Below are 24,994 nucleotides of genomic sequence, written 5' to 3'. Positions count from 1 at the left end.
ATTGGATAGAGCTAGCAAAACACAACCGCGCTCGGCAAGGGGATGCAACCGTGATCTGCAGCGTGTCGCCCTCATCGGCGCATGTTCAGGGCGGTGTTCCGTTCGGCGGTCACGCAAGCCTCTCGACATCGGCGGCCGTTCGGCGCGATATGGTCGGAGACGATCGATCCGAGCGAGGAGCCGATGAAGCCGAGCCTGCCCACCCTTTTGAGCATCAACGGCGGCTATGTGGATACTGCCGGATTTCTCGCCCTCCACGGTCTGTTCACGGCGCATGTCACGGGTAATTTCGTGACGCTCGGCGCCGCGCTGGCGCTGGGCACCTCGGGCGCGGTCGCCAAGCTTCTGGCGCTGCCGGTTTTCTGTGCCGTCGTCATTTTCGCCCGCCTTCTCGGCGGCGATCTGACGCGGCGCAATCTGCCGACGCTGCAGATCATCCTGACGCTGAAATTCCTGTTGCTCGTGCTGGCCGCGTTGCTGGCCATGCTCTTTGGTCCGTTCGGCGACGGAGATGGCTGGCAGGCAATCCTGACCGGGATGACGCTGGTCGCCGCGATGGCCATCCAGACCACCGCCCATCGCATCCATCTCGGCTCGGCGCCGCCGACGACGATGATGACGGGAACGACGACCCAGATCATGATCGATATCGCCGACATGCTGCGTGGCGCGAGGCCGGAGGAGAAAGCCGCCACGAAGACGCGGCTTGCCCGCATGGGCGCGGCCGTCGGCGGCTTTGCCGTGGGCTGCGCGCTGGCGGCGGCGCTTTTCCTGTTTCTCGGCATGGCCTGTTTTCTTCTGCCGCCGGTTCTGGCGCTCGCCGGAATTCTGATGCATGCCGGCAAGACGGAGCCGAAGCCGGCTTAGTTTTGTCTCCGTCCATTGCTGATATTGCCGATCTTGCTTCTTTCTCCCGCCTTGCAAGTCGGCTACAGCTCTCTAACTGTACGCGTCGGATCGAGGCCGGTCCGAGGTGTCCGCATGTCGAACTTGAGGGTTGAAAAGGGGTGGTCATGGCAGGGGAAACGGTGCTTGTGGTAGGCGGAGCCGGCTATATCGGTTCGCACACATGTCTGGATCTGGCGAACAAGGGGTTTCAGCCCGTCGTCTATGACAATTTCTCCAACGGCCATCGCGAGTTCGTCAAATGGGGACCGGCCGAGGAAGGCGATATCCGCGATAGGGCTCGCCTCGACGAGGTGCTGGCCAAATACAAGCCTGCCGCCATCCTGCATTTCGCCGCGCTGATCGAGGTCGGCGAGTCGGTCAAGGATCCCGTGTCCTTCTATGAAAACAACGTCATCGGCACGCTGACGTTGCTGTCGGCGGCACAGGCGGCGGGCGTGAAGGCTTTCGTCTTTTCCTCTACCTGCGCGACCTATGGTCTGCCGCAGAGCGTGCCGCTCGACGAGAGCCATCGGCAGGTGCCGATCAACCCCTACGGCCGTACGAAATACATCGTCGAGCAGGCGCTTGCCGATTACGACCAGTACAAGGGGCTACGCTCCGTGGTGCTGCGTTATTTCAATGCCGCCGGCGCCGATTTCGAGGGGCGCATCGGCGAGTGGCATACGCCGGAAACCCACGCCATTCCGCTGGCGATCGAGGCGGCGCTGGGCCGCCGCCAGGGCTTCAAGGTGTTCGGCAGCGATTATGATACGCGCGACGGCACCTGCGTGCGCGATTACATCCATGTGCTCGATCTGGCCGACGCCCATGTCCGCGCCGTCGAATATCTGCTTGATGGCGGCGAATCCGTCGCGCTTAATCTCGGCACGGGAACCGGCACGACGGTCAAGGAACTGCTCGGAACGATCGAGACCGTGTCCAAGCGGCCATTCCCGGTCGAATATGTCGGCCGGCGCGAGGGCGATTCGACGACGCTCGTCGCCAACAACGACAAGGCGCGCGATATTCTCGGCTGGTCGCCGCAGTATGATCTCAGCCGCATCATCGAATCCGCGTGGAACTGGCATGCCAAATCCAACCAGCACTGAGCGCGCCTCCGGCGTCGGGGGCAAGCGCCCGAACGTCCTGTTGATCTCGGCCGATCAATGGCGGGGAGATTGTCTCTCCGCCGTCGGTCATGATTGCGTGAAGACGCCGAATGTGGATGCTTTGGCCCGGGAAGGCGTGCTGTTTCGGCGGCATTATGCAGGCACGGCGCCCTGTTCGCCGGCTCGCGCGACGCTCTATACCGGCCTCTACCAGATGAACCACCGGGTTTGCCGCAACGGCTCGCCTTTGGATGCGCGTTTCGACAATGTCGCGCTTGCGGCGCGGCGGGCCGGCTACGATCCGACGCTGTTCGGCTATACGGATACGGCGCCCGACCCGCGAAGCCGGGACCCGCACGACCCGCATCTGACGACCTACGAGGGCGTGTTACCCGGCTTTACGGCGCGGCAGCTTCTGCCCGAGCACGAAAAGCAATGGCTGTCCTGGCTGCGCTCGCGCGGCCATGCCGATGCCGTCAGCCGCGATATTCACATTCCCGTCGGCGCCGCGCCCGGCGAGATTTCCAGCTATGCGCCCGCTTATTCCAGGGACGAGACGCAGACGGCCTTTCTGGCGGGTGAATTCATCCGCTGGCTCGGCGAGCAGGATGCGCCCTGGTTCGCGCATGTGTCCTTCCTGCGGCCGCATCCGCCCTTCTCGGTGCCGGAGCCCTATAACCGCATGTTCTCGGCCGCCGACGGTCCGGCTTTCGCGCGCGCGGCCGACCGCGAGGCGGAAATGGCCGCCCATCCGCTGCTTGCCTTCGGCCTGCCGCTGATCGGCAAGGGCGGTTTCATGTATGGCGGCAAAGGCCCGATCAACGAGTGGGCGCCCGAGGATTTTTCGGCGATCCGCGCGATCTATTACGGCATGATCGCCGAAGTCGATGCGCAGCTTGGCCGGATCTGGCAGGCATTGAAGGATGCCGGGGTGTGGGACGATACGGTGATCGTCTTCACCTCTGACCATGCCGAAATGATGGGCGATCACTGGATGCTCGGCAAGGGCGGCTTCTTCGACGGCAGCTATCATGTGCCGCTTGTCATTCGCGATCCCGGCCAGGCCGCCTTCCATGGCCGGCAGGTGGAGCATTTCACCAGCGCGGCGGATATTTTCCCAAGCTTGTGCGACCGGCTTGGCGTGGCTCCGGCAAACCATGTCGATGGCGAGAGCCTTCTGCCGTTTCTTTCCGGTTCCGAACCGGAAGGCTGGCGCGACGCGGCCTTCTGGGAATACGATTTCCGGGATATCGCCGGCGGCAACCCGGAGCGGCACTTCGGCTTGCGGTCCAACGCCTGCAATCTTGCCGTCGTGCGGGACGAGCGTTTCAAATACGTCCATTGCGCCGGTCTTCCGCCGCTGCTTTTCGATCTGGCGAAGGACCCTGCGGAGCTTTCCAATGTGGCCGATGACGGCAGCTATGCGGCGACCAGACTTGCCTATGCCGAAAAGCTGCTCTCGCTTCGCGCGCAGCATCTGGACCAGACGCTTGCCTACACGGAGCTGACGGAAAAAGGGCCGGTGTCGCTCCGGCCCTGATCCTGCCTCAGCCGAACGATCCGAGATAGGTCATCTTGCCCACCGGCAGTCCGCGGCTGCGCAGGATGTCGTGTGCCGTGGTGACGTGGAAGAAGAAATTCGGCAGCGCGAATTTCGCCAGATAGTCCTCGCCCTTGATGACGGTCTTGTTGCCTCCGGGCGATATCGTCACTTCCCGCGTGTCGCTGCCTTCCATGGTGGCCGGCGTGACGGTCGCCAGGAAATCCTGTGTTTTCTTCAGGCGCTCCCGCAAGTCCGCGACAGTCGTCTCGTTATCCTCGAAGCGTGGCGCATCGATACCGGCAAGCCGGGCGATGGCAAGCTTTGCGGTATCGGAGGCGCGCTGGAACTGCCCGGAAAGCGGCAGCATGTCGTCGATCAGGCGCGCGGAAACGAGTTCCTCGGACGCTATGCCCTTTTCCGCAGCATAGGCTTCGATCTGGTCGAGATAGGCCGAAAGGCTTTGGAGACCGCGTTGAAAGACGGGGACCGAGAAACTGTACATCGAGGGCATGCGTATTCTCCGTTGCTTGCCGCTGGGCGGTCGATTGGTCATTGGCATTCCAGCCCCGTTCCCAGGTCGATGGAATATCCGTTCCGCCGGGAGGAGCGCCCGTATGTAGGTTCGATCTGCGCCTCTTGTAGCGGGTGCCGCGCAAAATCCCCTTTGCCGCCCTGTAAAGCCTCCAGAATTTGCTGTTGACCTTTGCATTGAAAAATGGAATGAATATTCCGCATAATGAATTTTACGGTTTGTTTGTTCCGTTTTTCAATGTGGCCGCCATGGGAGTGGCAGCCGAATTGAATAAAGGCCCTGCGGTCGGAACCGGGGGCTCCGGCATTGAGGAGGGGTGTGGCCGGGCACCGTATCTGGGAGGAAAACATGAAGAAATTTATTCTTGGCTCGGCAATGGCGCTTTTGCTGTCGACCGCCGCCCACGCTCAGACCATCGGCGTTTCGATGGCGCTCTTCGACGACAACTTTCTGACCGTACTGCGCAACGGCATGCAGGACTACGCCAAGGACAAGGGCGTGACGCTGCAGGTCGAGGACGCGCAGAACGACATCGCCAAGCAGCAGAGCCAGATCCAGAACTTCATTGCGTCCAAGGTCGATGCCATCATCGTCAACCCGGTCGATACCGATGCGACGGCCGCCATTTCCAAGCTGGCCGCCGATGCCAAGATTCCGCTGGTCTACGTCAACCGCGAGCCGGCGAACGTCGACAGCCTTCCCGACAACCAGGCGTTCGTCGCCTCCAACGAGCAGGAATCCGGCACGCTGGAAGCCAAGGAAGTGTGCCGGCTTTTGGGCGGTAAGGGCAAGGCCGTGATCATGATGGGCGAGCTGTCCAACCAGGCCGCCCGCATGCGCACCAAGGACGTCCATGACGTGATTGCGACCGACGAGTGCAAGGGCATTCAGATCGTTCAGGAGCAGACGGCAAACTGGCAGCGTACGCAGGGCTCCGACCTGATGACCAACTGGCTCTCCAGCGGCCTCGAATTCGATGCCGTGATCTCCAACAACGACGAAATGGCGATCGGCGCCATTCAGGCGCTGAAGGCAGCCGGCAAGTCTCTCGACAAGATTGTCGTTGGAGGCGTCGATGCGACGCAGGATGCGCTTGCCGCCATGCAGGCCGGCGACCTGAAGGTCACCGTGTTCCAGGATGCTGCCGGCCAGGGCAAGGGTGCGGTCGATGCCGCGCTCAAGCTGGCCAAGGGCGATAAGATCGAGAAGAAGGTCTACATTCCCTTCCAGCTCGTCACGCCGGCCAACGTCAAGGACTTCGTCAAGAAGAACTGACGACGCAACGATCGACGGGTGCGGGCTTTGCCCGCATCCTTTGAAATCCGATCTGCCCGGGAGGGAAAAATGGTTGTGAGCCCATCCACCATGGCGGCGGTGCGCGCCAGCGGCGTCGTCCCCAATGCCGCCTATCTGCTGAGCGCGGAAGGCATCCGCAAGGAATTTCCCGGCGTTCTGGCCCTCGACGACGTTTCCTTCCGCCTGAAGCGCGGAACGGTGCATGCGCTGATGGGCGAGAACGGCGCGGGCAAATCGACGCTGATGAAGATCCTTGCCGGCATCTATATCCCCGACCAGGGCGAAGTGCGCCTCAAGGGCGTCGAAATCCGGCTGAAGTCGCCGCTCGATGCCCTGGAAAACGGCATCGCGATGATCCATCAGGAGCTCAACCTGATGCCTTTCATGACGGTTGCCGAGAATATCTGGATCCGGCGCGAGCCGAAGAACCGTCTCGGCCTCGTCGACCATGCGGAGATGAGCCGCAAGACCGAAGAACTCTTTCGCCGCCTGAACATTTCCATCGATCCCGAAATCCAGGTGCGCGAGCTTTCCGTCGCCAGCCGGCAGATGGTCGAAATCGCCAAGGCGGTCTCCTATAATTCCGACGTGCTGATCATGGACGAGCCGACCTCGGCGCTCACCGAGCGCGAGGTGGCGCATCTCTTCCAGATCATCCGCGACCTGCGTACCCAGGGCATCGGCATCGTCTACATCACCCACAAGATGAACGAGCTGTTCGAGATCGCCGACGAATTCTCGGTGTTCCGCGACGGCAAATATATCGGCACGCACGCGTCCACCGACGTGACCCGTGACGACATCATCCGCATGATGGTCGGCCGCGAGATCACGCAGATGTTTCCGAAGGAAGAGGTGCCGATCGGCGAGACCGTTCTTTCGGTCAAGGATTTGAGCCTCGACGGCGTTTTCTCCGATGTTTCCTTCGACGTGAGGGCCGGCGAAATTCTGGGTGTTGCCGGGTTGGTCGGCTCGGGCCGCTCCAATGTCGCCGAGACCATCTTCGGCGTCACGCCCGCGTCGTCCGGCACGATCGAGCTTTTCGGCAAGAAGACCGAAATCACCTCGCCGGCTGCCGCGATCCGTCACGGCATGGCCTTCCTGACCGAAGACCGCAAGGATACGGGCTGTCTTCTCATCCTCAGCGTCCTTGAAAACATGCAGGTTGCCGTGCTGCACGACAGGTTCGTGCGCGGCGGCTTCGTGCAGGAAGGCGCCATCGAAGAGGCCTGCGAGGAAATGGCGAGGAAGTTGCGCGTCAAGACGCCGAACCTCGACGAACGCATCGAAAACCTCTCCGGCGGCAACCAGCAGAAGGCGCTGATCGGCCGGTGGATGCTCACCAATCCGCGCATCCTGATTCTGGACGAGCCGACGCGCGGCATCGACGTCGGCGCCAAGGCGGAAATCCATCGTCTCGTCACCGAGATGGCGCGCAACGGCGTCGCCGTCATCATGATCTCCTCGGAAATGCCCGAGGTGCTCGGCATGAGCGACCGTATCATGGTGATGCATGAAGGACGGGTCACGGGGTTCCTGGATCGTGCGGAAGCAACTCAAGTGAAGGTGATGGAGCTGGCCGCGCAGTGACGCCGCCAACCATCGCAAGGGAGGATTGAACCATGGTTAGCAAAGTTGCAGAGACGGCGGTGCAGCCGCTGACGCGTCCGAGGCGCCGCCGTGTGCCGCCCGAACTCGGCATCTTCCTGGTGCTGATCGGCATCGCGCTCCTCTGCGAGATCCTCGGCTGGATCTTCGTGGGACAGAGCTTCCTGATGAACCTGCAGCGCCTGAAGATCATGATCCTGCAGGTTTCCGTCATCGGCATCATCTCCGTCGGCGTGACGCAGGTCATCATCACCGGCGGCATCGACCTGTCCTCGGGTTCCGTCGTCGGCCTGACGGCCATGGTCGCCGCCAGCTTCGCTCAATCCTCGACATGGGCGAGGGCCGTCTACCCGGCGCTGACCGACATGCCTTTCTTCGTGCCGATCGGCGTCGGCCTGCTCATCGGCCTGGCCGCCGGCTACATCAACGGCCAGCTCATCACGAAGACGAAGATCCCTCCCTTCATCGCAACGCTCGGCATGATGGTTTCCGCCCGCGGCCTGTCGAAGCTCTACACCAAAGGCCAGCCGATCTCGGGCTTGACCGACCAGTTCAACTTCATCGGTTCGGGAATCTGGCCCGTCGTCGTCTTCCTCATCATCGCGGTCATCTTCCATATCGTGCTGCGATACACGCGTTACGGCAAGTTCACCTATGCGATCGGCGCCAACGTGCAGGCGGCACGCGTATCGGGCATCAATGTCGAGGCGCATCTGGTCAAGGTCTATGCAATTGCGGGGCTTCTGGCCGGTCTCGCCGGCATCATCACGGCGGCCCGCGTGCAGACGGCGCAGGCCGGCATGGGCGTGAACTACGAACTGGACGCGATCGCGGCGGCCGTCATCGGTGGCACCTCGCTCACCGGCGGCGTCGGACGCATTGCCGGCACGGTGATCGGCACCGTGATCCTCGGGGTCATGATCTCCGGCTTCACCTTCCTCAACGTCGATGCCTATTATCAGGAAATCGCCAAGGGTTTCATCATCGTCGCCGCCGTCGCCATCGACGTCTATCGCCAGAAGAAGCGGGCCAAGCGCTGAAACGCGTGCCGCATCGCCGGCGATGCGGAGCGGCTTCGGCCGCGCACCTTTGCCGGGCAGCTCTTGAGGCGGGGTTTTACCCCGCCTTTTGCGTTGGAATATTCCAATCCATGCAAATGCAAATTTTTTTCATTTGGGTATGGCGAATCCTGCCAGCTTTTCTATTCTGGCCGCTTTCCATCCGCTCCTCCAAGCGCTTCATCCGGGATAGACGATGCAATCCGTATTCGATGGTCACAATGACGTTCTCCTGCGACTCTGGCACCATGCGCGCGACGGCGCCGACCCGATCGCCGAATTCAGGGATGGGACGAGCAGCGGCCATATCGATGCGCCCAGGGCGCGCGCCGGCGGTCTGGCCGGCGGTCTTTGCGCCATCTATATTCCATCGGGCGATCTCGTCTTTGCCGATCCCGACAGCAACGGCCACTATGCCACGCCGCTGGCGGCTCCGCTGGAGCGGGCGCCTTCCCTCGATATCGCTCTCGAAATGGCGGCAATCGCCCTGCGGCTCGATCGCGCCGGCGCCTGGAAGCTCTGCCGCTCCACGGCGGACATCCGCGATTGCATGCAGAAGGGCGTTTTCGCGGCGGTGATGCACATGGAAGGATGCGAAGCGATCGACGCCGATCTGGTCGCGCTCGAAACCTTCTATGCCGCCGGGCTGCGTTCGCTCGGTCCCGTCTGGAGCCGAAACAACGTCTTCGCCCATGGTGTTCCCTTCGCCTATCCGAGCTCGCCGGATACGGGCCCGGGCCTTACGGAGGCCGGCTTCGCGCTGGTGCGGGCGTGCAACCGGCTCGGAATTCTCGTCGATCTCGCCCACATTACCGAAAAGGGTTTCTGGGACGTGGCCAAGACTTCGGACCAGCCGCTGGTGGCCAGCCATTCCAACGCCCATGCGCTGACGCCCGTTGCGCGCAACCTCACCGACAAACAGCTCGACGCCATCAAGGAGAGCGGCGGCATCGTCGGCCTCAACTATGCGACGGCCATGCTGCGAGAAGACGCCCGCTCGGATGCCGATACGCCGCTCGAGGCGATGGTGCGGCATGTCGATCATCTGGTCAGCCGCGTCGGCATCGACTGTGTCGGCCTCGGATCGGACTTCGACGGCGCGACGATTCCCGAAGAAATCGGCGATGCGGCCGGCAATCAAAACCTGATTGCCGCCCTTCGGAACGTTGGTTATGGTGAAGCCGATCTTGTAAAGCTGTGCAGGGAGAACTGGCTTCGCGTCTTGGCGTCCGCTTGGAAGGAAGGCAGCCGGTAAAGTGCGTCCTGATATTGCGTAAAGTTAATTAAGAGGGGAATGAAAACAATGATGATCACCAAGATGAACCGCGGTTTCCGCGCACTGTCTGCCGGCGCGGCTCTCTCGCTTCTGCTGATGGCGGCGCCGAACGCCTATGCCGCGACGCCCAAGGATACGCTGGTCGAAGGCTTTGCATTCGACGACATCCTGAGCATGGACCCGGCCGAAGCCTATGAATTGTCGGCCGCCGAAATCACCGGCAACACCTACAGCCTGCTCGTCCGCCTCGACATCGACGACACGTCCAAGATCAAGGGCGACATCGCCGAGAGCTGGTCCGTTTCCGACGATCACCTGACCTATACGTTCAAGCTGAAGCCCGGCCTGAAGTTTGCGTCCGGTAATCCGATCACCGCCGATGACGTTGCCTGGTCCTTCGAGCGCGTCGTCAAGCTCGACAAGAGCCCGGCCTTCATTCTCACCCAGTTCGGCCTCACCGGCGACAACGTGACCGAAAAGGCCAAGGCGACCGATCCGAACACATTCACCTTCACCGTCGACAAGCCCTACGCGCCGAGCTTCGTGCTGAACTGCCTGACGGCGACCGTCGCCGAAGTGGTCGACAAGAAGCTCGTCATGCAGCATGTGAAGCCGGTGACGCCGTCAGCCGACTATAAATACGACAACGACTTCGGCAATGCCTACCTGAAGACCGGCTTTGCCGGCTCCGGCCCGTTCAAGCTGCGCGAATGGCGTGCCAACGAGGCCGTGGTGCTGGAGCGCAACGACAATTATTACGGCGAGAAGGCGAAGCTGAACCGCGTCATCTATCGCTTCATGAAGGAAAGCTCGGCACAGCGTCTGGCGCTTGAAAACGGCGATATCGACGTCGCGCGCAATCTCTCGCCGACCGATCTCGAGGCTGTCGAAAAGAACCCGAAGCTCGCTTCGACCAGCGCGCCGAAGGGCACGATCTACTACATGAGCCTCAACCAGAAGAACGCCAATCTGGCCAAGCCGGAAGTGCAGCAGGCGTTCAAATGGCTGGTCGATTACGACGCCATCGGCAAGACGCTGATCAAGGGCATCGGCGAGATCCATCAGACCTTCGAGCCGAAGGGCATGCTCGGTTCGCTGGACGAGAATCCGTTCAAGCTCGACGTCGCCAAGGCCAAGGAACTGCTGGCCAAGGCAGGCCTGCCGAACGGCTTCTCGATCACGATGGACGTGCGCAGCATCGAGCCGGACACGGGTATCGCGACCGCCATCCAGCAGACCCTCGGCCAGGCCGGCATCAAGGTGGAAATCATCCCCGGCGACGGCAAGCAGAAGCTGACCAAGTATCGCGCCCGCAACCACGACATCTATTTCGGCAACTGGGGCCCGGATTACTGGGATCCCCATTCCAACGCCGATACGTTCACGACCAACGACGACAATTCCGACACCAGCACCAACAAGACGCTGACCTGGCGCAACGCCTGGACGACGCCTGAGCTGGAGAAGGAAGCCAAGGCTGCTCTGTTCGAGGGAGATGCGGCCAAGCGCGGCGCCATGTATCAGGACATCCAGAAGAAGTTCCTGGAGGCGAGCCCGTTCATCATCCTGTATCAGCAGACGGAAGTCGCCGGCTATCGCAAGGATGTGAAGGACTTCAAGCTCGGCCCGAGCTTCGACAACAACTTCGTCTGGCCGATCTCGAAGTGATGATCCGGCAGGATTGGTCCTTTGAGTACTGTTGAACGGAAAATGCAGGTGCGGCCCAAGAAGGGCCGTGCCGCTCCCTTTTTTATGGGGCTGCTGCGATTCCTCGTCGTGGCGGTTACGACCTATCTCGGCCTTCTGGCCGTCACCTTCTTCATCGGGCGCGTCATTCCGATCGATCCGGCATTGGCGATCGCCGGCGATCACGCGCCGGCGCAGGTGCTGGAACGCCTGCGGCGGGAGATGCATCTCGACCAGCCGCTCTATCTGCAATTCTACTATTATCTCGTGAGCGCGCTGAGCGGCGATTTCGGCACGTCGGTCCTGACGACCAATCCTGTCATGGACGACATCAAGCGGGTCTTTCCCGCGACGATGGAGCTTGCCACGGTCGGCACGATCATCGGCGCCGTGTTCGGCGTTCCCTTCGGCGTTCTGGCCGCCGTGCGCCGTAACAGCATCGTCGACCAGATCGTCCGCGTCATCGGCCTTGTCGGCTATTCCGTTCCGGTCTTCTGGCTGGCGATGGTTTCGCTCGTCATCTTTTATGCGAAGCTGAACTGGGTGGCCTATCCCGGCCGCATCGATATCGCGTACGAATATACCTTCACGCCGATCACGGGCTTCTTCCTGCTCGATAGCATGCTACAGGGCCAGTGGGATGTGTTCTGGGACGTCTTCCGCCACATCATCCTGCCGGCGTCGCTTCTCGGCTATTTCTCGCTCGCCTATATCAGCCGCATGACGCGCAGCTTCATGCTGAACGAACTGGGCCAGGAATATGTCGTCGCGGCCCGCGCCAAGGGGCTTTCGGAGACGCGGGTGATCTGGGGGCACGCCTTGCGCAGCGCCGCCGTGCCGCTGATCACGGTGATCGCGCTTTCCTATGCCGGGCTGCTCGAAGGCTCCGTGCTGACGGAGATCGTGTTCTCCTGGCCGGGCATCGGCTTCTACATCACCAGTTCGCTGCGCAATGCCGACATGAACGCCGTTCTCGGCGGCACCATCGTCGTCGGCACGGTCTTCATCGGCATCAATCTGATTTCCGATCTACTGTATCGGACGCTCGACCCAAGGACCCGACGTAAATGACTGTCGAGACCACCCAACCGAGCCTGAGGGACTGGCTGCTCTCCGATCGGCCGCAGTCGCGCCGGCAGGCGAGACTCGGGCGCGCCTACGTCACCTGGCGGCAGTTCTCCGCCAATCGCCTCGCCGTCATCGGGCTGCTGATCATCGTCGCGCTCGTGCTCGTGGCGGCGCTCGCGGATGTCATCGCCCCGCATTCGCCCGTCATCGGCGACCTGACCAACGCCTATCTGAAGCCGCCCGGCACGCCGGGCTATCTTCTCGGCACCGACGACCTCGGGCGCGATATTCTCTCGCGCCTCATCTACGGCTCGCGCTGGACGCTCTACATCGTCGTGCTGGTCGCCATCATCTCGGCGCCGATCGGGCTGATCATCGGCATGGTGTCCGGCTACATGGGCGGCTGGATCGATACGATCCTGATGCGCATCACCGACATCTTCCTCGCCTTCCCCAAGCTGGTGCTGGCGCTCGCCTTCGCAGGCGCGCTCGGCGCGGGTATCGAAAACGCCATCATCGCCATCGCCATCACCTCCTGGCCGCCCTATGCGCGCCTGGCGCGGGCCGAGACGATGACGGTGCGGCGCTCGGATTATATCGCCGCCGTGCAGCTCATGGGCGCTTCGCCTTTGCGCATCATCTTCCGCCACGTCATGCCGCTGTGCATCTCCTCGGTGATCGTCCGCGTCACGCTCGACATGGCGGGCGTCATCCTGACGGCCGCGGGCCTCGGCTTCCTCGGCCTTGGCGCGCAGCCGCCGCTGCCGGAATGGGGCGTGATGATCGCGACCGGCTTCAAATACTATCTCGATCAATGGTGGGTGGCGGCCATGCCCGGCATCGCGATCCTCGTCGTCAGCCTCGGCTTCAACCTGCTCGGCGACGGCCTGCGCGATGCGCTCGATCCGAAGGAGAGCGGGCAATGACGACACTTTTGACCGTAGAGAACCTCAGGGTACGCTATCCGACCCGAACGGGCGTCATCGACGCCGTGCGCGGCGTCTCGTTCACGCTCGGCCGCGAGCGGCTGGGCATCGTCGGCGAGAGCGGCTCCGGCAAATCGCAGACCGGACGCGCCATCATGGGGCTGACGCCGCCGCACGCGCTCGTCAGCGCCGACACGCTGAACTTCAGCGGCATCGACCTGCTGTCGGCATCGGCAAAGCAGCGTCGGTCGCTGCGCGGCAAGCGTATCGCCATGGTGCTGCAGGATCCGAAATACTCGCTCGATCCCGTCATGCCCATCGGCCGGCAGATCACCGAAACGCTGCGCACGCACGAGAAGATCGGCAAGGCCGAGGCGAGGGACCGGGCGCTTGCCATGCTGGAAGCCGTGCAGATCCGCGATCCCGGCCGTGTCTACGACCTGCATCCGCACGAAGTGTCGGGCGGCATGGGGCAGCGCGTGATGATCGCGATGATGCTGATCGCGGGGCCGGAACTTCTGATTGCCGACGAGCCGACCTCGGCACTCGACGTCACGGTGCAGCTCGATGTGCTCAAGATCATGGACAAGCTCGTTTCGGAGCGCGGCATGGGGCTGATTTTCGTGTCGCACGACCTGCGGCTGGTTTCGTCCTTCTGCGATCGGGTGATCGTCATGTACGCCGGCAAGGTCGTGGAAGAGATCAAGGCATCCGAATTGAACAACGCCCAGCATCCCTATACGCGCGGCCTGCTGAACTGCATGCCTGTCATCGGCGAGAGCCGGCATCCGCTGCCGGTGCTCGACCGCAAGCCGGAGTGGGCGGCATGACGGCGGCACTCGCAGTTGAAGGCCTTAGCGTCGTCTATGACGGCTATTATGCGCTCGATGCCGTCGGCATAGAGGTCAACAAGGGTGAATCCTTCGGCCTTGTCGGCGAGTCCGGCTCCGGCAAGTCGACGCTGCTGCGTGCCGTTGCGGGTCTTGCGCCTGTGACCGACGGCGCGATCCGCGTCGATGGCGCGCAGTTGAAGGGAGCAAGGCGCAGCAAGACCTTCTATCGGCAGGTGCAGATGGTGTTTCAGGACCCTTACGGTTCCCTGCATCCGCGCCAGACGATCGACCGGCTGCTGCTGGAACCGCTGGCGATCCACGGGCTCGGCGACACCGAAACCCGCATCGCCCGGGCGCTGGACGAGGTCGGCCTCGGTTCGGGCTTCCGCTTCCGCTATCCGCACCAGCTTTCCGGCGGCCAGCGCCAGCGCGTCGCCATTGCCCGCGCGCTGATCGTGGAGCCGTCCATCCTGCTGCTTGACGAGCCGACGTCGGCGCTCGATGCCTCGGTGCAGGCAGAAGTGCTCAACCTGCTCGAACAGGTGCGCAAGCACCGCAACCTGACCTTCGTGATGGTGAGCCACGATCTCGGCGTCATCACCCATATGTGCGAGCGTCTGGCCGTCATGCGCAACGGCGCGGTCGTCGAGAGACTGACGGCAAGGGAGCTGGCGGCGGGCGACGTCAAGGAGGATTACACACGCAACCTGATGGTTGCCAGCAAGGGGTTCGTCCGCGCCTGAGCGGACGACCTCCGGCCGCTTCGCGCGTTAACGAACGTGCGGCCTAAACACGACCAATCGTATAGACTATTGACACCTGCCGCAATTCTGTCATGATCTCGTTAATGGCAGTTAACTTTCGTGATCCGGTCATGGGTCATACGCGAGTGGAGGCAGGCATGTTTTTCATGGGTGGCATGACCATGGGCTATCTTCATCCGCCGGTCCCGGCGAAACAGGAAGGTACACGGTCCGCCTCTCTTTCCGAAGACAATCGCCGCCGCCAGGCCGGGCCTGCCGAAGAGCAGACGGCCGATACCAGCGCCATCGAGCGCAGCTTGATTTGGGCCCGCCGCATTCTTTGCTGATGGCACTGCCGATCTTTCGGACCCACGAAATCCAATGGTTTAATTTTTCTCGGGCCACGCGCTGGACGGAAATTCATCTCTACCTAGTTGATAGGAAATGTATGAATATCCGCATTGGGCCTGGCCCGCGAGATACATAAGAACGAACGGAGGCAACACATGGCGAATTTGGGTATTTCGAATACGCATGTGAATCAGTTCGATGGTTCCAAGCGCGCCGCCAAGACGCGGCACAAGATACAGACGGTGATTCACGTCGCTCTGTTTTCCGCCGCGTTTTTGTTCGTTGCGGCTATCGTTTGCGGTATCGTTGTCTGAACGCGATTGGAGGCGGCAGCAGCTTTCGCCGCCGCTGACCGCATGGCCGATGCGGCCCGTGTCCCGATATTCGAATAGTGACGGGTCCGGCCGGTTCAACGGTCGGCAATCCGCTCCGCTCGTCTCTCGCGGACCAGCATTTCCTTCGAAACGTCCCCCCTTCATTTCTTCGTTAGAATTTTGCCGGGAAAGAGTCCTGTCCGCCGGGCGAGCGCGAAAACGGCGGTCGGTATGCCCCATGCCGCGACCTGTCGTCATGGGGCTGGCAGAGATGAGCCGTGGCGACGATATCTGGCGTTGCTTCGACACGTTCGACCCGGTTAACCATGCACGCGATCGTGATCAGGCCGATACTTATCGTGTGGAGCCCTATGTGGCTGCTGCTGATATTTACGACGAAGGACAATTGACTGGCCGTGGCGGCTGGACCTGATATAGGAGTTCGCCGGCTGGCTGTATCTTGCCGCCGTCGTGGGCATTCTCGGTATCCGCGTGAAAAACGGACGACTTTTCGTCAAGCCGGTTTTGCCTTCGAATTGGGATGCTTTGCGGCAGATCTTGAGCTGCCGAGCGGAAATTATCGCATTTCCGTCTCAAAAGCGCCCGATGGAGCGGGATACTCGGTCGCGATCAACGATGGGGCGCTCGCCCATCCTGAAGAGGGCCATCCGATCGGACAGTAGCGTTTCCGGCACTGTTTTACGTCAGCGATCGGGGCCGGAGAGGGAACTCTTTGGCCCTGGCTGCATTTGATTGTCGGAACAGGAGATGTTCATGAATTCCAGGGCGAATATCGAGCCGGCAGCGGTGAAGCAGGTGGTTTTGCCGAAGCCGGTGACGCAGCGGGATACCCGGTTGGATGTCCTCAGGGCCTTGGCCTTGCTGATGATCTTCATCAATCATGTGCCCGGCCAGATTTTCGAGCAGTTTACCTCGAAGAATTTCGGATTTTCCGACGGCGCGGAGGCGTTCGTCCTGATTTCCGGCATCTCCGTCGGCCTTGCCTATGGAACGAAATTTCTTCCGGGCAATCGGCTTGCAACCATGCTGAAGGCGGTCAGGCGGGCCTTTACGCTTTACACCGCGCATATGATCACGACCTTCGTGACGCTGGTGTTGTTCATCTCCGGCGCGTGGATTTTCCATCAGAAGGGCCTGCTCTGCGAAGTGAACATCCTCGCCCTGCTGATGGACCCGGCGCGCGGCATTCCGGCGCTGCTGACGCTCGGGCACCAGATCGGCTACAACAACATCCTGCCGATGTACGGCGCGCTTTTCCTGATGCTGCCGCTGATCATGCTGCTGGAGGCGAAGAATCCGCTGCTCCTGTTGCTCATTTCAGCCAGCGTCTGGCTTGTCTCCGGTATCTATTACATCGCGCCGCATACGACGCTGCTGGAGGGTTTCTGGTTCCTCAATCCGCTGTCGTGGCAGCTCCTGTTCGTCATCGGCTTCGCCGGCACGATGCATGTCAAGCGCGGCGGCCGCATCCCCGTCCATCCGGTGCTGATCGCGCTGGCTTCCGCCTATGCGCTCCTGTCCTTCATCTGGGTAACGGACAAGCTCTGGATTCTCGGCGACTATCTCGCCACGCTCGGCCTGCCCACCGTCATTACCGGTTTCGACAAGACGTTCCTGTCGCTGCCGCGATTGCTGCATGTGCTGGCGCTCGCTTATCTGATCATCAGCATACCGTCCGTTTCGACGGTCCTGCGACGCCCCGGAAACCACCCGCTGACGATCCTCGGGCGGCATTCGCTGAGCATCTTCGTCGCAGGTACGATCCTGGCCATGGCCGGCCAGGTTCTTCTCTACGTGACCAACAAGAGCCCGGTCGTCGGGGCGATCTATGTCGTCATCGGCATCGCCGCGCAGTTCCTCTATGCCTATCATCTGGAGCACAAGCGGCTTCAGCTTGCCGGCCAGCGGGCGGCGAAGGCCCCGGCGGCGGCAATCGCTCTGCCCGTTCGGATCGGGAAGGGTCATTGAACGTTCCATGAGCCGCGCCGCAGGGTGCGGCTCAGTTTTTCACGAGATCTCTTGCCGCTTTTTCCCTTGAGAGACTGTACCTTGGCCACCGACCACGCGCGCCTAGCGAAGCAAGGCGTGAATGAAGGTTCTTATTGGGCCGATTTTGCCACCCTAGGAGCTTCTTCGTCAGCGGCAGGAATACGAGCGGCGGCGAGCCGAACAATCCGGCGGCCCTTCTTCGAACAATAGCCGCGCCTGCAGCCAGACCGGCGGCAAGGATGACGGAACCTTCCCGGCGGATGTCGGCCATCGTCCGAATCCCGAGCTGCAAGGCTGACCTTGCGCCGGCTTGAAGAGCTTCCCACCGCCAATGTTGCCGGGCAGCCGGTCAGGAATCCGCCGGTCGAGCTGAAAGCCTCCCGCACCGGCGGCAGGCAGCCGGTCATGACCGCCAGGCCCGGGTCTCCTTCGGGCGCAAGTCCTGATCTAGCTCCGGCCCGGTGCTCTTGCGGCATGGCGGCGCCGGGCCGGGATGGTCTCCGATTGGAGGGCGTGGAAGGCCCGGCTTTGTCGCGGGGCAGTTCCTGGATTCCCGGTGCCTGTCTGTCGCCGGCCGCCGATTTGCCCGGCTTCGCGGGTTTTCGCAAAATCCCTACCTCGTCGCCCTCGGGTCTTTCGAGCTTGTCGAGGCATCGGCTGAGTGGATGGTCTGAAAAAAGGGACAGAGAGGCATCACAGGTCGGGCGGCGATGCGTCGCGGCCCCGCATTCGGGTGTTGAGAATGACGGTCATTTGCCGACGGCAGCGGCGAGGGCGAATTTGCCGGACTTGCCCCAGACCTCGGATGGATACGGCACCAATGCTTCGAACCGCATGAGCGATAGTCCGATCGGAGATTTGAGCGGCTTGCGGTCGTTCACTATCCGGGATTCGGTCGCATGATCCACTCACCTGATCATGCGGGCAGAGGGCCATCGCATATGAGATGAGATCGCTGCCGCGTACCCTTTCTTGCCGAAGAAGAGGGGATATCCCCCACCGCCCGCTCCATTCCGATAATTCTAGCCATGCAGGGAGCGTGCTTCGCAAGACTGCTTGTCTTGAATGGTTCTGTCCGCAGCGCGCTCCATTTTCGTCCTGAAGTGCGCAGCCCTGCACTTGCCGCAGGAGCGACATCGATGGAACGAGGATATCCGTGCCTGCCGACAAAGAAAAAGCCGGGAGAGTGTCGCTCTCCCGGCTTCGATCCTGGGCCCCTTGCGAATGTCAGGCGGCTTCGTTTTCCGTTGCGTGAGCCTTGCGGACTTCCTCGTCCGTCAGGATACCGCTGGCGCGCAGCAGGGCGGCAAAGCGGCCGTTGCTCTGGCTGAGCTCGCTGAAGCTGCCGTTCTCGATGATGCGGCCATTATCGAGGAAGAGAACCATATCGGCTTCGCGGACCGTCGACAGGCGGTGCGCAATGATGAAGGTCGTACGGTTCTGGCGAAGATTGTCGATCGCCGACTTGACCCGGTTTTCGGTTTCCACGTCGAGCGCGCTGGTTGCCTCGTCGAGCACGAGGATCGGCGCATCCTTCAGGATGGCCCGGGCAATCGCGATACGCTGACGCTCGCCGCCCGAGAGCTTGTTGCCACGCTCGCCGACGCGGGTGTCGTAGCCGCTTTCGCGGTTTTCGATGAAGTCGTTGGCGGCGGCGGCCTGGGCCGCGCGGATCATTTCTTCCTGCGTCGCGCCTTCGCGGCCGAGGCGGATGTTGTCGCTGATCGAGCGGTTCAGCAGACCGGCATCCTGGAAGACGGTGGCGATGAAGCGACGCAGCGACTTGCGCGTGACCTTGGTGATGTCCTGACCGTCGACGAGGATCTGGCCCTTCTGCGAGTCGAAGACACGCTGGAGCAGGTTGACGAGCGTCGTCTTGCCGGCGCCGGTCGGGCCGACGATGGCGACGGTCTGGCCCGCCTTCACCTTGAAGGAAATGTCGTGCAGGCCCTGCGAGGAGTTGGCGAAGCCGAAGGATACGTCGCGGAATTCCACTTCGCCCTTGACATCCTTCATTTCGGCAAGGCCAGCCGGCTCTTCACGGTCGCGAACCGAATCTTCCAGCGTGTAGAAGTCTTCGAGCTTGGCGCGAGCCTCGAAAATCTGGTTGGCGAAGTTGCGCAGCTGCTCCAGGCGGCCGATCAGCACGTTCGCAAAGGCGATGAAGGTGATCAGCGCGCCGAGGCTCAGGCTGCCGTCCTGAACGAGAACGGTGCCGATCATCAGGATCGCCATCATGGCGACGGTCGATGCCGTGCGGTTCAGGGCGCCGGCCAGGGCCCACCAGTCGAGAACCGGATACTGGGCAGCGAGCAGCCGTTCGGTGAACGACCTCAGCGCCTTGGTTTCAGCTTCGATGCGGTTGTAGCTGTGCAGCACCGAGACGTTGCTGATCGAGTCGCTCACATGCGAGAAGACGGTGTTGTAGTGGCTTTCGACCGAGGTCTGGCCATCCTTCGTACGGTTCATGACCAGGCGGCCGATGAACCAGTAGAAGACGCCGAGCAGGATGAGAACTGCGGACAGGCGCAGGTCCATGGCAATGGCGGTCGGGATCATGATGATGAGCGCGACGGCGGTCGTCAGGTGGTTGCGCATGAATTCGAGCCACAGGCCGAACAGTGCTTCGCAGGCGCGCAGCAGCGTGTTCAGCGCGCTCGCCGTGCCGCGCTGGCTATGCCAGGAGAGCGGCATGGAAATGATGCGGCCGAATGCTTCGGTAAGCAGGGAGGCGCGGCGGCCGTGCGCGAGGCGGTCGGCCTCGCGGGACACCACGATGAAGGCGACGGCGCTGAAGACGGCGAAGCCGGCCCACAGCATCATGGTCGGAGCGACCGCGTCCTTCTTGGCAATGGCATCGAAGATGCGGCCGAACAGAACCGGCTCGTAGATGGTGGTCATCGCAAGCGCGATGTTTGCGATTACGACCATCCAAACGCGGTATCGATACGCGCCAAGATACTTCAGGGCTCTTGCATAGACTTTGAACAGTGACACGTCTGGCACCCTCTGTGCATCAGCAAAACTTCGGAATGCTGGGATGCTACAGATCGCTACCTGAACCGGCGATTAACGGAATCTACAGCTGTTTTCTCAAGGGAATTTTTCGCGCGACACGGGCGATGGCAGGGTGATGACGCTATCGGCCGCAGCAGAAATGAGACACTTTGCGGACGACCCTGCCGTGATATGATCCGTTACTAATAAGTCACGCATGGATCGCCATTCAAGGTTGAATAGTAAAAAATTCGCTAAAGGCGTTCATTTTCGCGCCGACCTGAGTATGTTGCCGGCGATCGAGCGTGCTGTGGGGCCTGGCGGAATGGTTGGCAATGCTCGTTCGCCAATAATTCGGGCTGAAAAGCCGGGGGTAGATGTGAATATCCATTCGCTATTGCAATTGCTTGTGGTCATCGAGGAATGCAAGCTTGCCAGGAACGTCGTGACCGAGCTCGAACTCGTGCTGCGCTCCTATAAGTTCGATTTCTACGGCCTGCTGAAGCAAACGCGGCCGAACGTCGACGTTTCCAACTTCATGCTGGCGGGCCGGTGGCCCGATCAATGGCCGATGACCTACGTTCGCAAGCGGTACATGCTGGTGGATCCGGTCGCGCGTTATGCCACCCGCGCGCAGCGTCCCTTCCGCTGGAGGGATGCCGTGGCCGCGCTGAAGACGGACCCGCTCCGGCGGCGCATGGAGCAGATGATGGCGGATGCCCGCGCCAACGGCCTCGTCGACGGCTATATTTTCCCGATCCATGGGCGCAGCGGCCTGCTGGGAAGCATGACGATCGGCGGCGAGGCGGTCGATCTTTCCCCAACGGAGCTCTCCCTGTTCGACGCGGTCGCCAGAAAAGCCTTCTGGCGGCTCCTGGAGCTGAACGACGAGGCGCAGTTCTTCGAAGAGCCCGGAAAGGCCGACCTGAAGCTGACCAAGCGCGAGATGGAGGTGCTGAACCATCTGGCGGACGGCATGACGTCCATCGAGATCAGCCGGCTCCTGGCGATTTCCAATCATACCGTCGACTGGTACATGAACAGCATCCAGGACAAGCTGAAGGCCAAGAACCGGCAGCATATCGTTGCCATCGCTTTCAGAAACGGACTTATTCCCTAGCGGAAACTATTTTATCGTTCGGGGCCATGGGGAAATTGAACTTCCCGTGACAAGAAGTTAAGAATTCTCTTCGCGGGTGCAGCATTGCCCGTTTCGATGCCGTGAGGAGAGCGCATTGCCTATTTCCAAGATCCTGGTCGCCAACCGTTCCGAAATCGCTATCCGCGTGTTCCGCGCCGCTAACGAGCTTGGCATAAAAACGGTCGCCATCTGGGCCGAGGAAGACAAACTGGCGCTGCATCGCTTCAAGGCGGACGAGAGCTATCAGGTCGGCCGCGGCCCGCATCTTGCCCGCGATCTCGGGCCGATCGAAAGCTATCTGTCCATCGACGAGATCATCCGCGTCGCCAAGCTTTCCGGTGCCGACGCCATCCATCCGGGCTACGGCCTGCTGTCGGAAAGCCCGGAATTCGTCGATGCCTGCGATGCCGCCGGCATCATCTTCATCGGCCCGCGCGCCGATACGATGCGCCAGCTCGGCAACAAGGTCGCAGCGCGCAACCTCGCGATCTCGGTCGGCGTGCCCGTCGTGCCGGCCACCGAGCCGCTGCCGGACGATATGGCGGAAGTGGCCCGCATGGCCGAGAAGATCGGCTATCCGGTCATGCTCAAGGCTTCCTGGGGCGGCGGTGGCCGCGGCATGCGCGTCATCCGCTCCGAGGCCGATCTCGCCAAGGAAGTGACGGAAGCCAAGCGCGAGGCAAAGGCCGCCTTCGGCAAGGACGAGGTCTATCTCGAAAAGCTGGTCGAGCGCGCCCGCCATGTCGAAAGCCAGATCCTCGGCGACACGCACGGCAATGTCGTGCATCTCTTCGAGCGCGACTGTTCAGTGCAGCGCCGCAACCAGAAGGTCGTCGAGCGTGCGCCGGCGCCCTATCTCAGCGATGCGCAGCGCCAGGAGCTGGCCGCCTATTCGCTGAAGATCGCCAAGGCGACGAACTATATCGGCGCCGGCACCGTCGAATATCTGATGGATGCCGATACCGGCAAATTCTACTTCATCGAAGTCAATCCGCGCATCCAGGTGGAGCATACCGTCACCGAAGTCGTCACCGGCATCGATATCGTCAAGGCGCAGATCCACATCCTCGACGGCTTTGCCATCGGCACGCCGGAATCGGGCGTTCCACGCCAGGAAGACATCCGCCTCAACGGCCATGCGCTGCAGTGCCGCGTGACCACCGAGGACCCGGAGCATAACTTCATTCCGGACTACGGCCGCATCACCGCCTATCGCTCGGCGTCCGGTTTCGGCATCCGTCTCGATGGCGGCACCTCCTATACCGGCGCGATCATCACCCGCTATTACGATCCGCTGCTGGTGAAGGTGACCGCCTGGGCGCCGAACCCCCAGGAAGCGATCGCCCGCATGGATCGCGCCTTGCGCGAATTCCGCATCCGCGGCGTGGCGACGAACCTCACCTTCCTCGAAGCGATCATCACGCACCCGAAATTCCGCGACAACAGCTATACGACGCGCTTCATCGATTCGACGCCCGAGCTGTTCCAGCAGGTCAAGCGTCAGGATCGCGCCACGAAGCTGCTCACCTACCTTGCCGACGTCACCGTCAACGGTCATCCCGAGACGCGCGGCCGGCCGGCTCCTTCGCCCAAGGTGGCCGAACCGGTGCTGCCCTACATTGACAGTAACGTTCCCGACGGCACCAAGCAGCTGCTCGACAAGCTCGGTCCGCAGAAATTCGCCGAATGGATGCGCGGCGAGAAGCGCGTTCTGATGACCGACACGACGATGCGCGACGGGCATCAGTCGCTGCTCGCCACCCGCATGCGCACCTACGATATCGCCAGCATCGCCGGCACCTATGCGCGTGCACTGCCGCAGCTTCTGTCGCTGGAGTGCTGGGGCGGCGCCACTTTCGACGTTTCCATGCGCTTCCTCACCGAAGATCCGTGGGAGCGCCTGTCGCTGATCCGCGAGGCCGCGCCGAACCTTTTGCTGCAGATGCTGCTGCGCGGCGCCAACGGCGTTGGCTACACCAACTATCCCGACAATGTCGTGAAATACTTCGTCCGGCAGGCGGCCAAGGGCGGCGTCGATCTCTTCCGCGTCTTCGACTGCCTGAACTGGGTCGAGAACATGCGCGTGTCGATGGATGCCGTCGCCGAGGAGAACAAGCTCTGCGAGGCAGCGATCTGCTACACGGGCGACATCCTCAACTCCGCCCGCCCGAAATACGATCTCAAATATTATACCGATCTTGCCGTCGAGCTGGAAAAGGCCGGCGCTCACATCATCGCGCTGAAGGACATGGCCGGCCTGCTGAAGCCGGCCGCCGCCAAGGTGCTGTTCAAGGCGCTGCGCGAGGCGACCGGGCTGCCGATCCACTTCCACACGCATGACACCTCGGGCATTGCGGCCGCGACGGTACTGGCTGCGGTCGACGCCGGCGTCGATGCCGTGGACGCGGCGATGGATGCGCTGTCGGGCAATACCTCGCAGCCGTGCCTCGGCTCGATCGTCGAGGCGCTCAAGGGCTCGGAGCGCGATCCGGGCCTCGATCCGGAGTGGATTCGCCGCATTTCTTTCTACTGGGAAGCCGTGCGCCACCAGTACGCCGCCTTCGAAAGCGACCTCAAGGGACCGGCTTCGGAGGTCTATCTGCACGAAATGCCGGGCGGCCAGTTCACCAATCTCAAGGAGCAGGCCCGCTCGCTCGGGCTTGAGACCCGCTGGCATCAGGTGGCGCAGGCCTATGCCGATGCCAACCAGATGTTCGGCGATATCGTCAAGGTGACGCCGTCCTCCAAGGTGGTCGGCGACATGGCGCTGATGATGGTCAGCCAGGACCTGACGGTTGCCGATGTCGAGAACCCGGCCAAGGACATCGCCTTCCCGGATTCGGTCGTCTCCATGCTGAAGGGCGATCTCGGCCAGCCGCCGTCGGGATGGCCGGAAGCGTTGCAGAAGAAGGCGCTGAAGGGCGACAAACCCTATACCGTCCGCCCCGGCTCGCTGCTTGCCGAAGCCGATCTCGATGCCGAGCGCAAGGCAATCGAGACCAAGCTGGAGCGCAAGGTCGACGATTTCGAATTCGCCTCCTACCTGATGTATCCGAAGGTCTTCACCGATTACGCATTGGCGGCCGACACCTACGGCCCGGTCTCGGTGCTGCCGACGCCAGCCTATTTCTACGGCCTGAAGGAAGGCGACGAGCTGTTTGCCGAAATCGAGAAGGGCAAGACGCTCGTGATCGTCAACCAGGCGATGACGGCGACCGACGACAAGGGCATGGTGACGGTGTTCTTCGAGCTCAACGGCCAGCCGCGCCGCATCAAGGTGCCGGATCGCGCCCACGGCGCTTCCGGCAGCGCGGTACGCCGCAAGGCCGAGACCGGCAATGCCGCCCATGTCGGCGCGCCGATGCCGGGCGTCATCTCCACGGTCTTCGTCGCGCCCGGCCAGGCGATCAAGGCCGGCGATGTGCTGGTTTCCATCGAGGCCATGAAGATGGAAACGGCGCTGCACGCCGAAAAGGACGGCACGATTTCCGAAGTGCTCGTGCGCGCCGGCGACCAGATCGATGCCAAGGACCTGCTGGTCGTCTACGGCGCATAATTGAGATGCGAGAGGCGGCCGGCGAAGCTGGCCGCCAATGAAAATATTCCGCTTTTTAC

Annotated in this window: 22 protein-coding genes; 17 read left to right on the top strand and 5 right to left on the bottom strand. The window is 62.0% G+C overall.

All coding sequences use genetic code 11. The features are described from left to right. The first annotated feature begins 183 nt into the window (after positions 1–183). The 3 genes from ACJJVH_RS15475 to ACJJVH_RS15465 all read left to right on the top strand — a co-directional run bounded on the left by ACJJVH_RS15475 (position 184) and on the right by ACJJVH_RS15465 (position 3,537). A complete protein-coding gene (locus ACJJVH_RS15475; RefSeq protein ID WP_112796127.1) occupies positions 184–867 on the top strand; it encodes a DUF1275 family protein in 684 nt (227 codons plus the stop codon). 146 nt (positions 868–1,013) lie between these two features. Then, a complete protein-coding gene (gene galE / locus ACJJVH_RS15470; RefSeq protein WP_112795907.1) occupies positions 1,014–1,997 on the top strand; it encodes a UDP-glucose 4-epimerase GalE in 984 nt (327 codons plus the stop codon). After that, on the top strand, positions 1,975–3,537 hold the full coding sequence (locus tag ACJJVH_RS15465) for an alkaline phosphatase family protein (protein ID WP_412064287.1): 1,563 nt from the start codon (positions 1,975–1,977) through the stop codon (positions 3,535–3,537). The genes galE and ACJJVH_RS15465 overlap by 23 nt, the downstream gene beginning before the upstream one ends. Before the next feature lie 7 nt (positions 3,538–3,544). On the opposite strand, the gene ACJJVH_RS15460 is transcribed toward ACJJVH_RS15465, so the two are convergent. Together ACJJVH_RS15460 and ACJJVH_RS15455 are read right to left on the bottom strand one after the other, a co-directional pair. Further along, on the bottom strand, positions 3,545–4,051 hold the full coding sequence (locus ACJJVH_RS15460) for a DUF1993 family protein (RefSeq protein WP_412064286.1): 507 nt from the start codon (positions 4,049–4,051) through the stop codon (positions 3,545–3,547). Between the two features lie 38 nt (positions 4,052–4,089). Further along, positions 4,090–4,422, bottom strand: coding sequence for a hypothetical protein (locus ACJJVH_RS15455; RefSeq protein ID WP_113434459.1), 333 nt, complete (start codon positions 4,420–4,422; stop codon positions 4,090–4,092). Between ACJJVH_RS15455 and ACJJVH_RS15450 the strand changes: the two genes are divergently transcribed. The 10 genes from ACJJVH_RS15450 (at position 4,421) to ACJJVH_RS15405 (ending at position 14,913) form a co-directional block, all read left to right on the top strand. Then, positions 4,421–5,347, top strand: coding sequence for a sugar ABC transporter substrate-binding protein (locus ACJJVH_RS15450; RefSeq protein ID WP_112795915.1), 927 nt, complete (start codon positions 4,421–4,423; stop codon positions 5,345–5,347). The genes ACJJVH_RS15455 and ACJJVH_RS15450 overlap by 2 nt on opposite strands. A gap of 69 nt (positions 5,348–5,416) precedes the next feature. After that, entirely contained in the window at positions 5,417–6,958 is a 1,542-nt protein-coding gene (locus tag ACJJVH_RS15445; protein ID WP_113360559.1) for a sugar ABC transporter ATP-binding protein, read from the top strand. A 32-nt stretch (positions 6,959–6,990) separates the two neighbouring features. Further along, a complete protein-coding gene (locus ACJJVH_RS15440) occupies positions 6,991–8,016 on the top strand; it encodes an ABC transporter permease (RefSeq protein WP_412064285.1) in 1,026 nt (341 codons plus the stop codon). Positions 8,017–8,230: 214 nt separating this feature from the next. Further along, positions 8,231–9,289, top strand: a complete 1,059-nt coding sequence (locus ACJJVH_RS15435; RefSeq protein ID WP_112795921.1) for a dipeptidase — start codon at positions 8,231–8,233, stop codon at positions 9,287–9,289. Between the two features lie 48 nt (positions 9,290–9,337). After that, positions 9,338–10,978 carry an ABC transporter substrate-binding protein gene (locus ACJJVH_RS15430; RefSeq protein WP_112796129.1) on the top strand — a complete coding sequence of 547 codons (1,641 nt, stop codon included), beginning with the start codon at positions 9,338–9,340 and terminating at the stop codon, positions 10,976–10,978. Between the two features lie 21 nt (positions 10,979–10,999). After that, positions 11,000–12,067: an ABC transporter permease gene (locus ACJJVH_RS15425; protein ID WP_112795923.1), complete on the top strand. Its 1,068-nt coding sequence runs from the start codon at positions 11,000–11,002 to the stop codon at positions 12,065–12,067. Then, entirely contained in the window at positions 12,064–12,990 is a 927-nt protein-coding gene (locus ACJJVH_RS15420) for an ABC transporter permease (RefSeq protein ID WP_112795925.1), read from the top strand. Before ACJJVH_RS15425 ends, ACJJVH_RS15420 begins: the two co-directional genes overlap by 4 nt. Then, the gene (locus tag ACJJVH_RS15415; protein ID WP_112795927.1) at positions 12,987–13,820 is read left to right on the top strand and encodes an ABC transporter ATP-binding protein; all 834 of its coding nucleotides are present in this window, start codon (positions 12,987–12,989) and stop codon (positions 13,818–13,820) included. Before ACJJVH_RS15420 ends, ACJJVH_RS15415 begins: the two co-directional genes overlap by 4 nt. Continuing rightward, on the top strand, positions 13,817–14,566 hold the full coding sequence (locus ACJJVH_RS15410; RefSeq protein ID WP_113360563.1) for an ABC transporter ATP-binding protein: 750 nt from the start codon (positions 13,817–13,819) through the stop codon (positions 14,564–14,566). Before ACJJVH_RS15415 ends, ACJJVH_RS15410 begins: the two co-directional genes overlap by 4 nt. A 158-nt stretch (positions 14,567–14,724) precedes the next feature. After that, positions 14,725–14,913 carry a hypothetical protein gene (locus ACJJVH_RS15405; RefSeq protein ID WP_113360565.1) on the top strand — a complete coding sequence of 63 codons (189 nt, stop codon included), beginning with the start codon at positions 14,725–14,727 and terminating at the stop codon, positions 14,911–14,913. Positions 14,914–14,952: 39 nt separating this feature from the next. Here ACJJVH_RS15405 and ACJJVH_RS15400 read toward each other — a convergent pair whose 3' ends face one another. After that, on the bottom strand, positions 14,953–15,471 hold the full coding sequence (locus tag ACJJVH_RS15400) for a hypothetical protein (RefSeq protein ID WP_412064284.1): 519 nt from the start codon (positions 15,469–15,471) through the stop codon (positions 14,953–14,955). Between ACJJVH_RS15400 and ACJJVH_RS15395 the strand changes: the two genes are divergently transcribed. Both ACJJVH_RS15395 and ACJJVH_RS15390 read left to right on the top strand, forming a co-directional pair. Beyond that, the gene (locus tag ACJJVH_RS15395) at positions 15,470–15,664 is read left to right on the top strand and encodes a hypothetical protein (RefSeq protein WP_412064283.1); all 195 of its coding nucleotides are present in this window, start codon (positions 15,470–15,472) and stop codon (positions 15,662–15,664) included. The genes ACJJVH_RS15400 and ACJJVH_RS15395 overlap by 2 nt on opposite strands. 452 nt (positions 15,665–16,116) lie before the next feature. After that, positions 16,117–17,220 (top strand): OpgC family protein, encoded by a 1,104-nt coding sequence (locus tag ACJJVH_RS15390; protein ID WP_412065175.1) that lies wholly within the window; start codon positions 16,117–16,119, stop codon positions 17,218–17,220. A 31-nt stretch (positions 17,221–17,251) separates the two neighbouring features. Here ACJJVH_RS15390 and ACJJVH_RS15385 read toward each other — a convergent pair whose 3' ends face one another. Together ACJJVH_RS15385 and ACJJVH_RS15380 are read right to left on the bottom strand one after the other, a co-directional pair. After that, complete coding sequence (locus tag ACJJVH_RS15385; RefSeq protein ID WP_412064282.1) at positions 17,252–17,512, bottom strand: hypothetical protein; 261 nt, start codon at positions 17,510–17,512, stop codon at positions 17,252–17,254. A gap of 956 nt (positions 17,513–18,468) precedes the next feature. After that, a complete protein-coding gene (locus ACJJVH_RS15380) occupies positions 18,469–20,238 on the bottom strand; it encodes a glucan ABC transporter ATP-binding protein/ permease (RefSeq protein ID WP_113384919.1) in 1,770 nt (589 codons plus the stop codon). A gap of 379 nt (positions 20,239–20,617) precedes the next feature. Between ACJJVH_RS15380 and ACJJVH_RS15375 the strand changes: the two genes are divergently transcribed. Next, positions 20,618–21,358: a LuxR family transcriptional regulator gene (locus ACJJVH_RS15375; RefSeq protein ID WP_112795933.1), complete on the top strand. Its 741-nt coding sequence runs from the start codon at positions 20,618–20,620 to the stop codon at positions 21,356–21,358. 115 nt (positions 21,359–21,473) lie between these two features. Further along, positions 21,474–24,935 carry a pyruvate carboxylase gene (gene pyc / locus ACJJVH_RS15370; RefSeq protein ID WP_112795935.1) on the top strand — a complete coding sequence of 1,154 codons (3,462 nt, stop codon included), beginning with the start codon at positions 21,474–21,476 and terminating at the stop codon, positions 24,933–24,935. The last annotated feature ends 59 nt before the right edge of the window (positions 24,936–24,994 follow it).

Source organism: Rhizobium sp. SYY.PMSO (assembly GCF_046840415.1).
Lineage (GTDB): Bacteria > Pseudomonadota > Alphaproteobacteria > Rhizobiales > Rhizobiaceae > Rhizobium.
The sequence above is the reverse complement of the archived record's forward strand: the minus strand, read 5'-3'. Positions and strand labels throughout refer to the sequence as shown.

Excerpts from the sequence above, each read along its gene's own strand:
- ACJJVH_RS15475 (WP_112796127.1), top strand. The coding sequence starts at position 184 with ATGAAGCCGAGCCTGCCCACCCTTTTGAGCATCAACGGCGGCTATGTG.
- galE (WP_112795907.1), top strand. The coding sequence starts at position 1,014 with ATGGCAGGGGAAACGGTGCTTGTGGTAGGCGGAGCCGGCTATATCGGT.
- ACJJVH_RS15465 (WP_412064287.1), top strand. The coding sequence starts at position 1,975 with ATGCCAAATCCAACCAGCACTGAGCGCGCCTCCGGCGTCGGGGGCAAG.
- ACJJVH_RS15460 (WP_412064286.1), bottom strand. The coding sequence starts at position 4,051 with ATGCCCTCGATGTACAGTTTCTCGGTCCCCGTCTTTCAACGCGGTCTC.
- ACJJVH_RS15450 (WP_112795915.1), top strand. The coding sequence starts at position 4,421 with ATGAAGAAATTTATTCTTGGCTCGGCAATGGCGCTTTTGCTGTCGACC.
- ACJJVH_RS15455 (WP_113434459.1), bottom strand. The coding sequence starts at position 4,422 with ATGTTTTCCTCCCAGATACGGTGCCCGGCCACACCCCTCCTCAATGCC.
- ACJJVH_RS15445 (WP_113360559.1), top strand. The coding sequence starts at position 5,417 with ATGGTTGTGAGCCCATCCACCATGGCGGCGGTGCGCGCCAGCGGCGTC.
- ACJJVH_RS15440 (WP_412064285.1), top strand. The coding sequence starts at position 6,991 with ATGGTTAGCAAAGTTGCAGAGACGGCGGTGCAGCCGCTGACGCGTCCG.
- ACJJVH_RS15435 (WP_112795921.1), top strand. The coding sequence starts at position 8,231 with ATGCAATCCGTATTCGATGGTCACAATGACGTTCTCCTGCGACTCTGG.
- ACJJVH_RS15430 (WP_112796129.1), top strand. The coding sequence starts at position 9,338 with ATGATGATCACCAAGATGAACCGCGGTTTCCGCGCACTGTCTGCCGGC.
- ACJJVH_RS15420 (WP_112795925.1), top strand. The coding sequence starts at position 12,064 with ATGACTGTCGAGACCACCCAACCGAGCCTGAGGGACTGGCTGCTCTCC.
- ACJJVH_RS15415 (WP_112795927.1), top strand. The coding sequence starts at position 12,987 with ATGACGACACTTTTGACCGTAGAGAACCTCAGGGTACGCTATCCGACC.
- ACJJVH_RS15410 (WP_113360563.1), top strand. The coding sequence starts at position 13,817 with ATGACGGCGGCACTCGCAGTTGAAGGCCTTAGCGTCGTCTATGACGGC.
- ACJJVH_RS15405 (WP_113360565.1), top strand. The coding sequence starts at position 14,725 with ATGTTTTTCATGGGTGGCATGACCATGGGCTATCTTCATCCGCCGGTC.
- ACJJVH_RS15395 (WP_412064283.1), top strand. The coding sequence starts at position 15,470 with ATGCCGCGACCTGTCGTCATGGGGCTGGCAGAGATGAGCCGTGGCGAC.
- ACJJVH_RS15400 (WP_412064284.1), bottom strand. The coding sequence starts at position 15,471 with ATGGGGCATACCGACCGCCGTTTTCGCGCTCGCCCGGCGGACAGGACT.
- ACJJVH_RS15390 (WP_412065175.1), top strand. The coding sequence starts at position 16,117 with ATGATCTTCATCAATCATGTGCCCGGCCAGATTTTCGAGCAGTTTACC.
- ACJJVH_RS15385 (WP_412064282.1), bottom strand. The coding sequence starts at position 17,512 with ATGGCCGACATCCGCCGGGAAGGTTCCGTCATCCTTGCCGCCGGTCTG.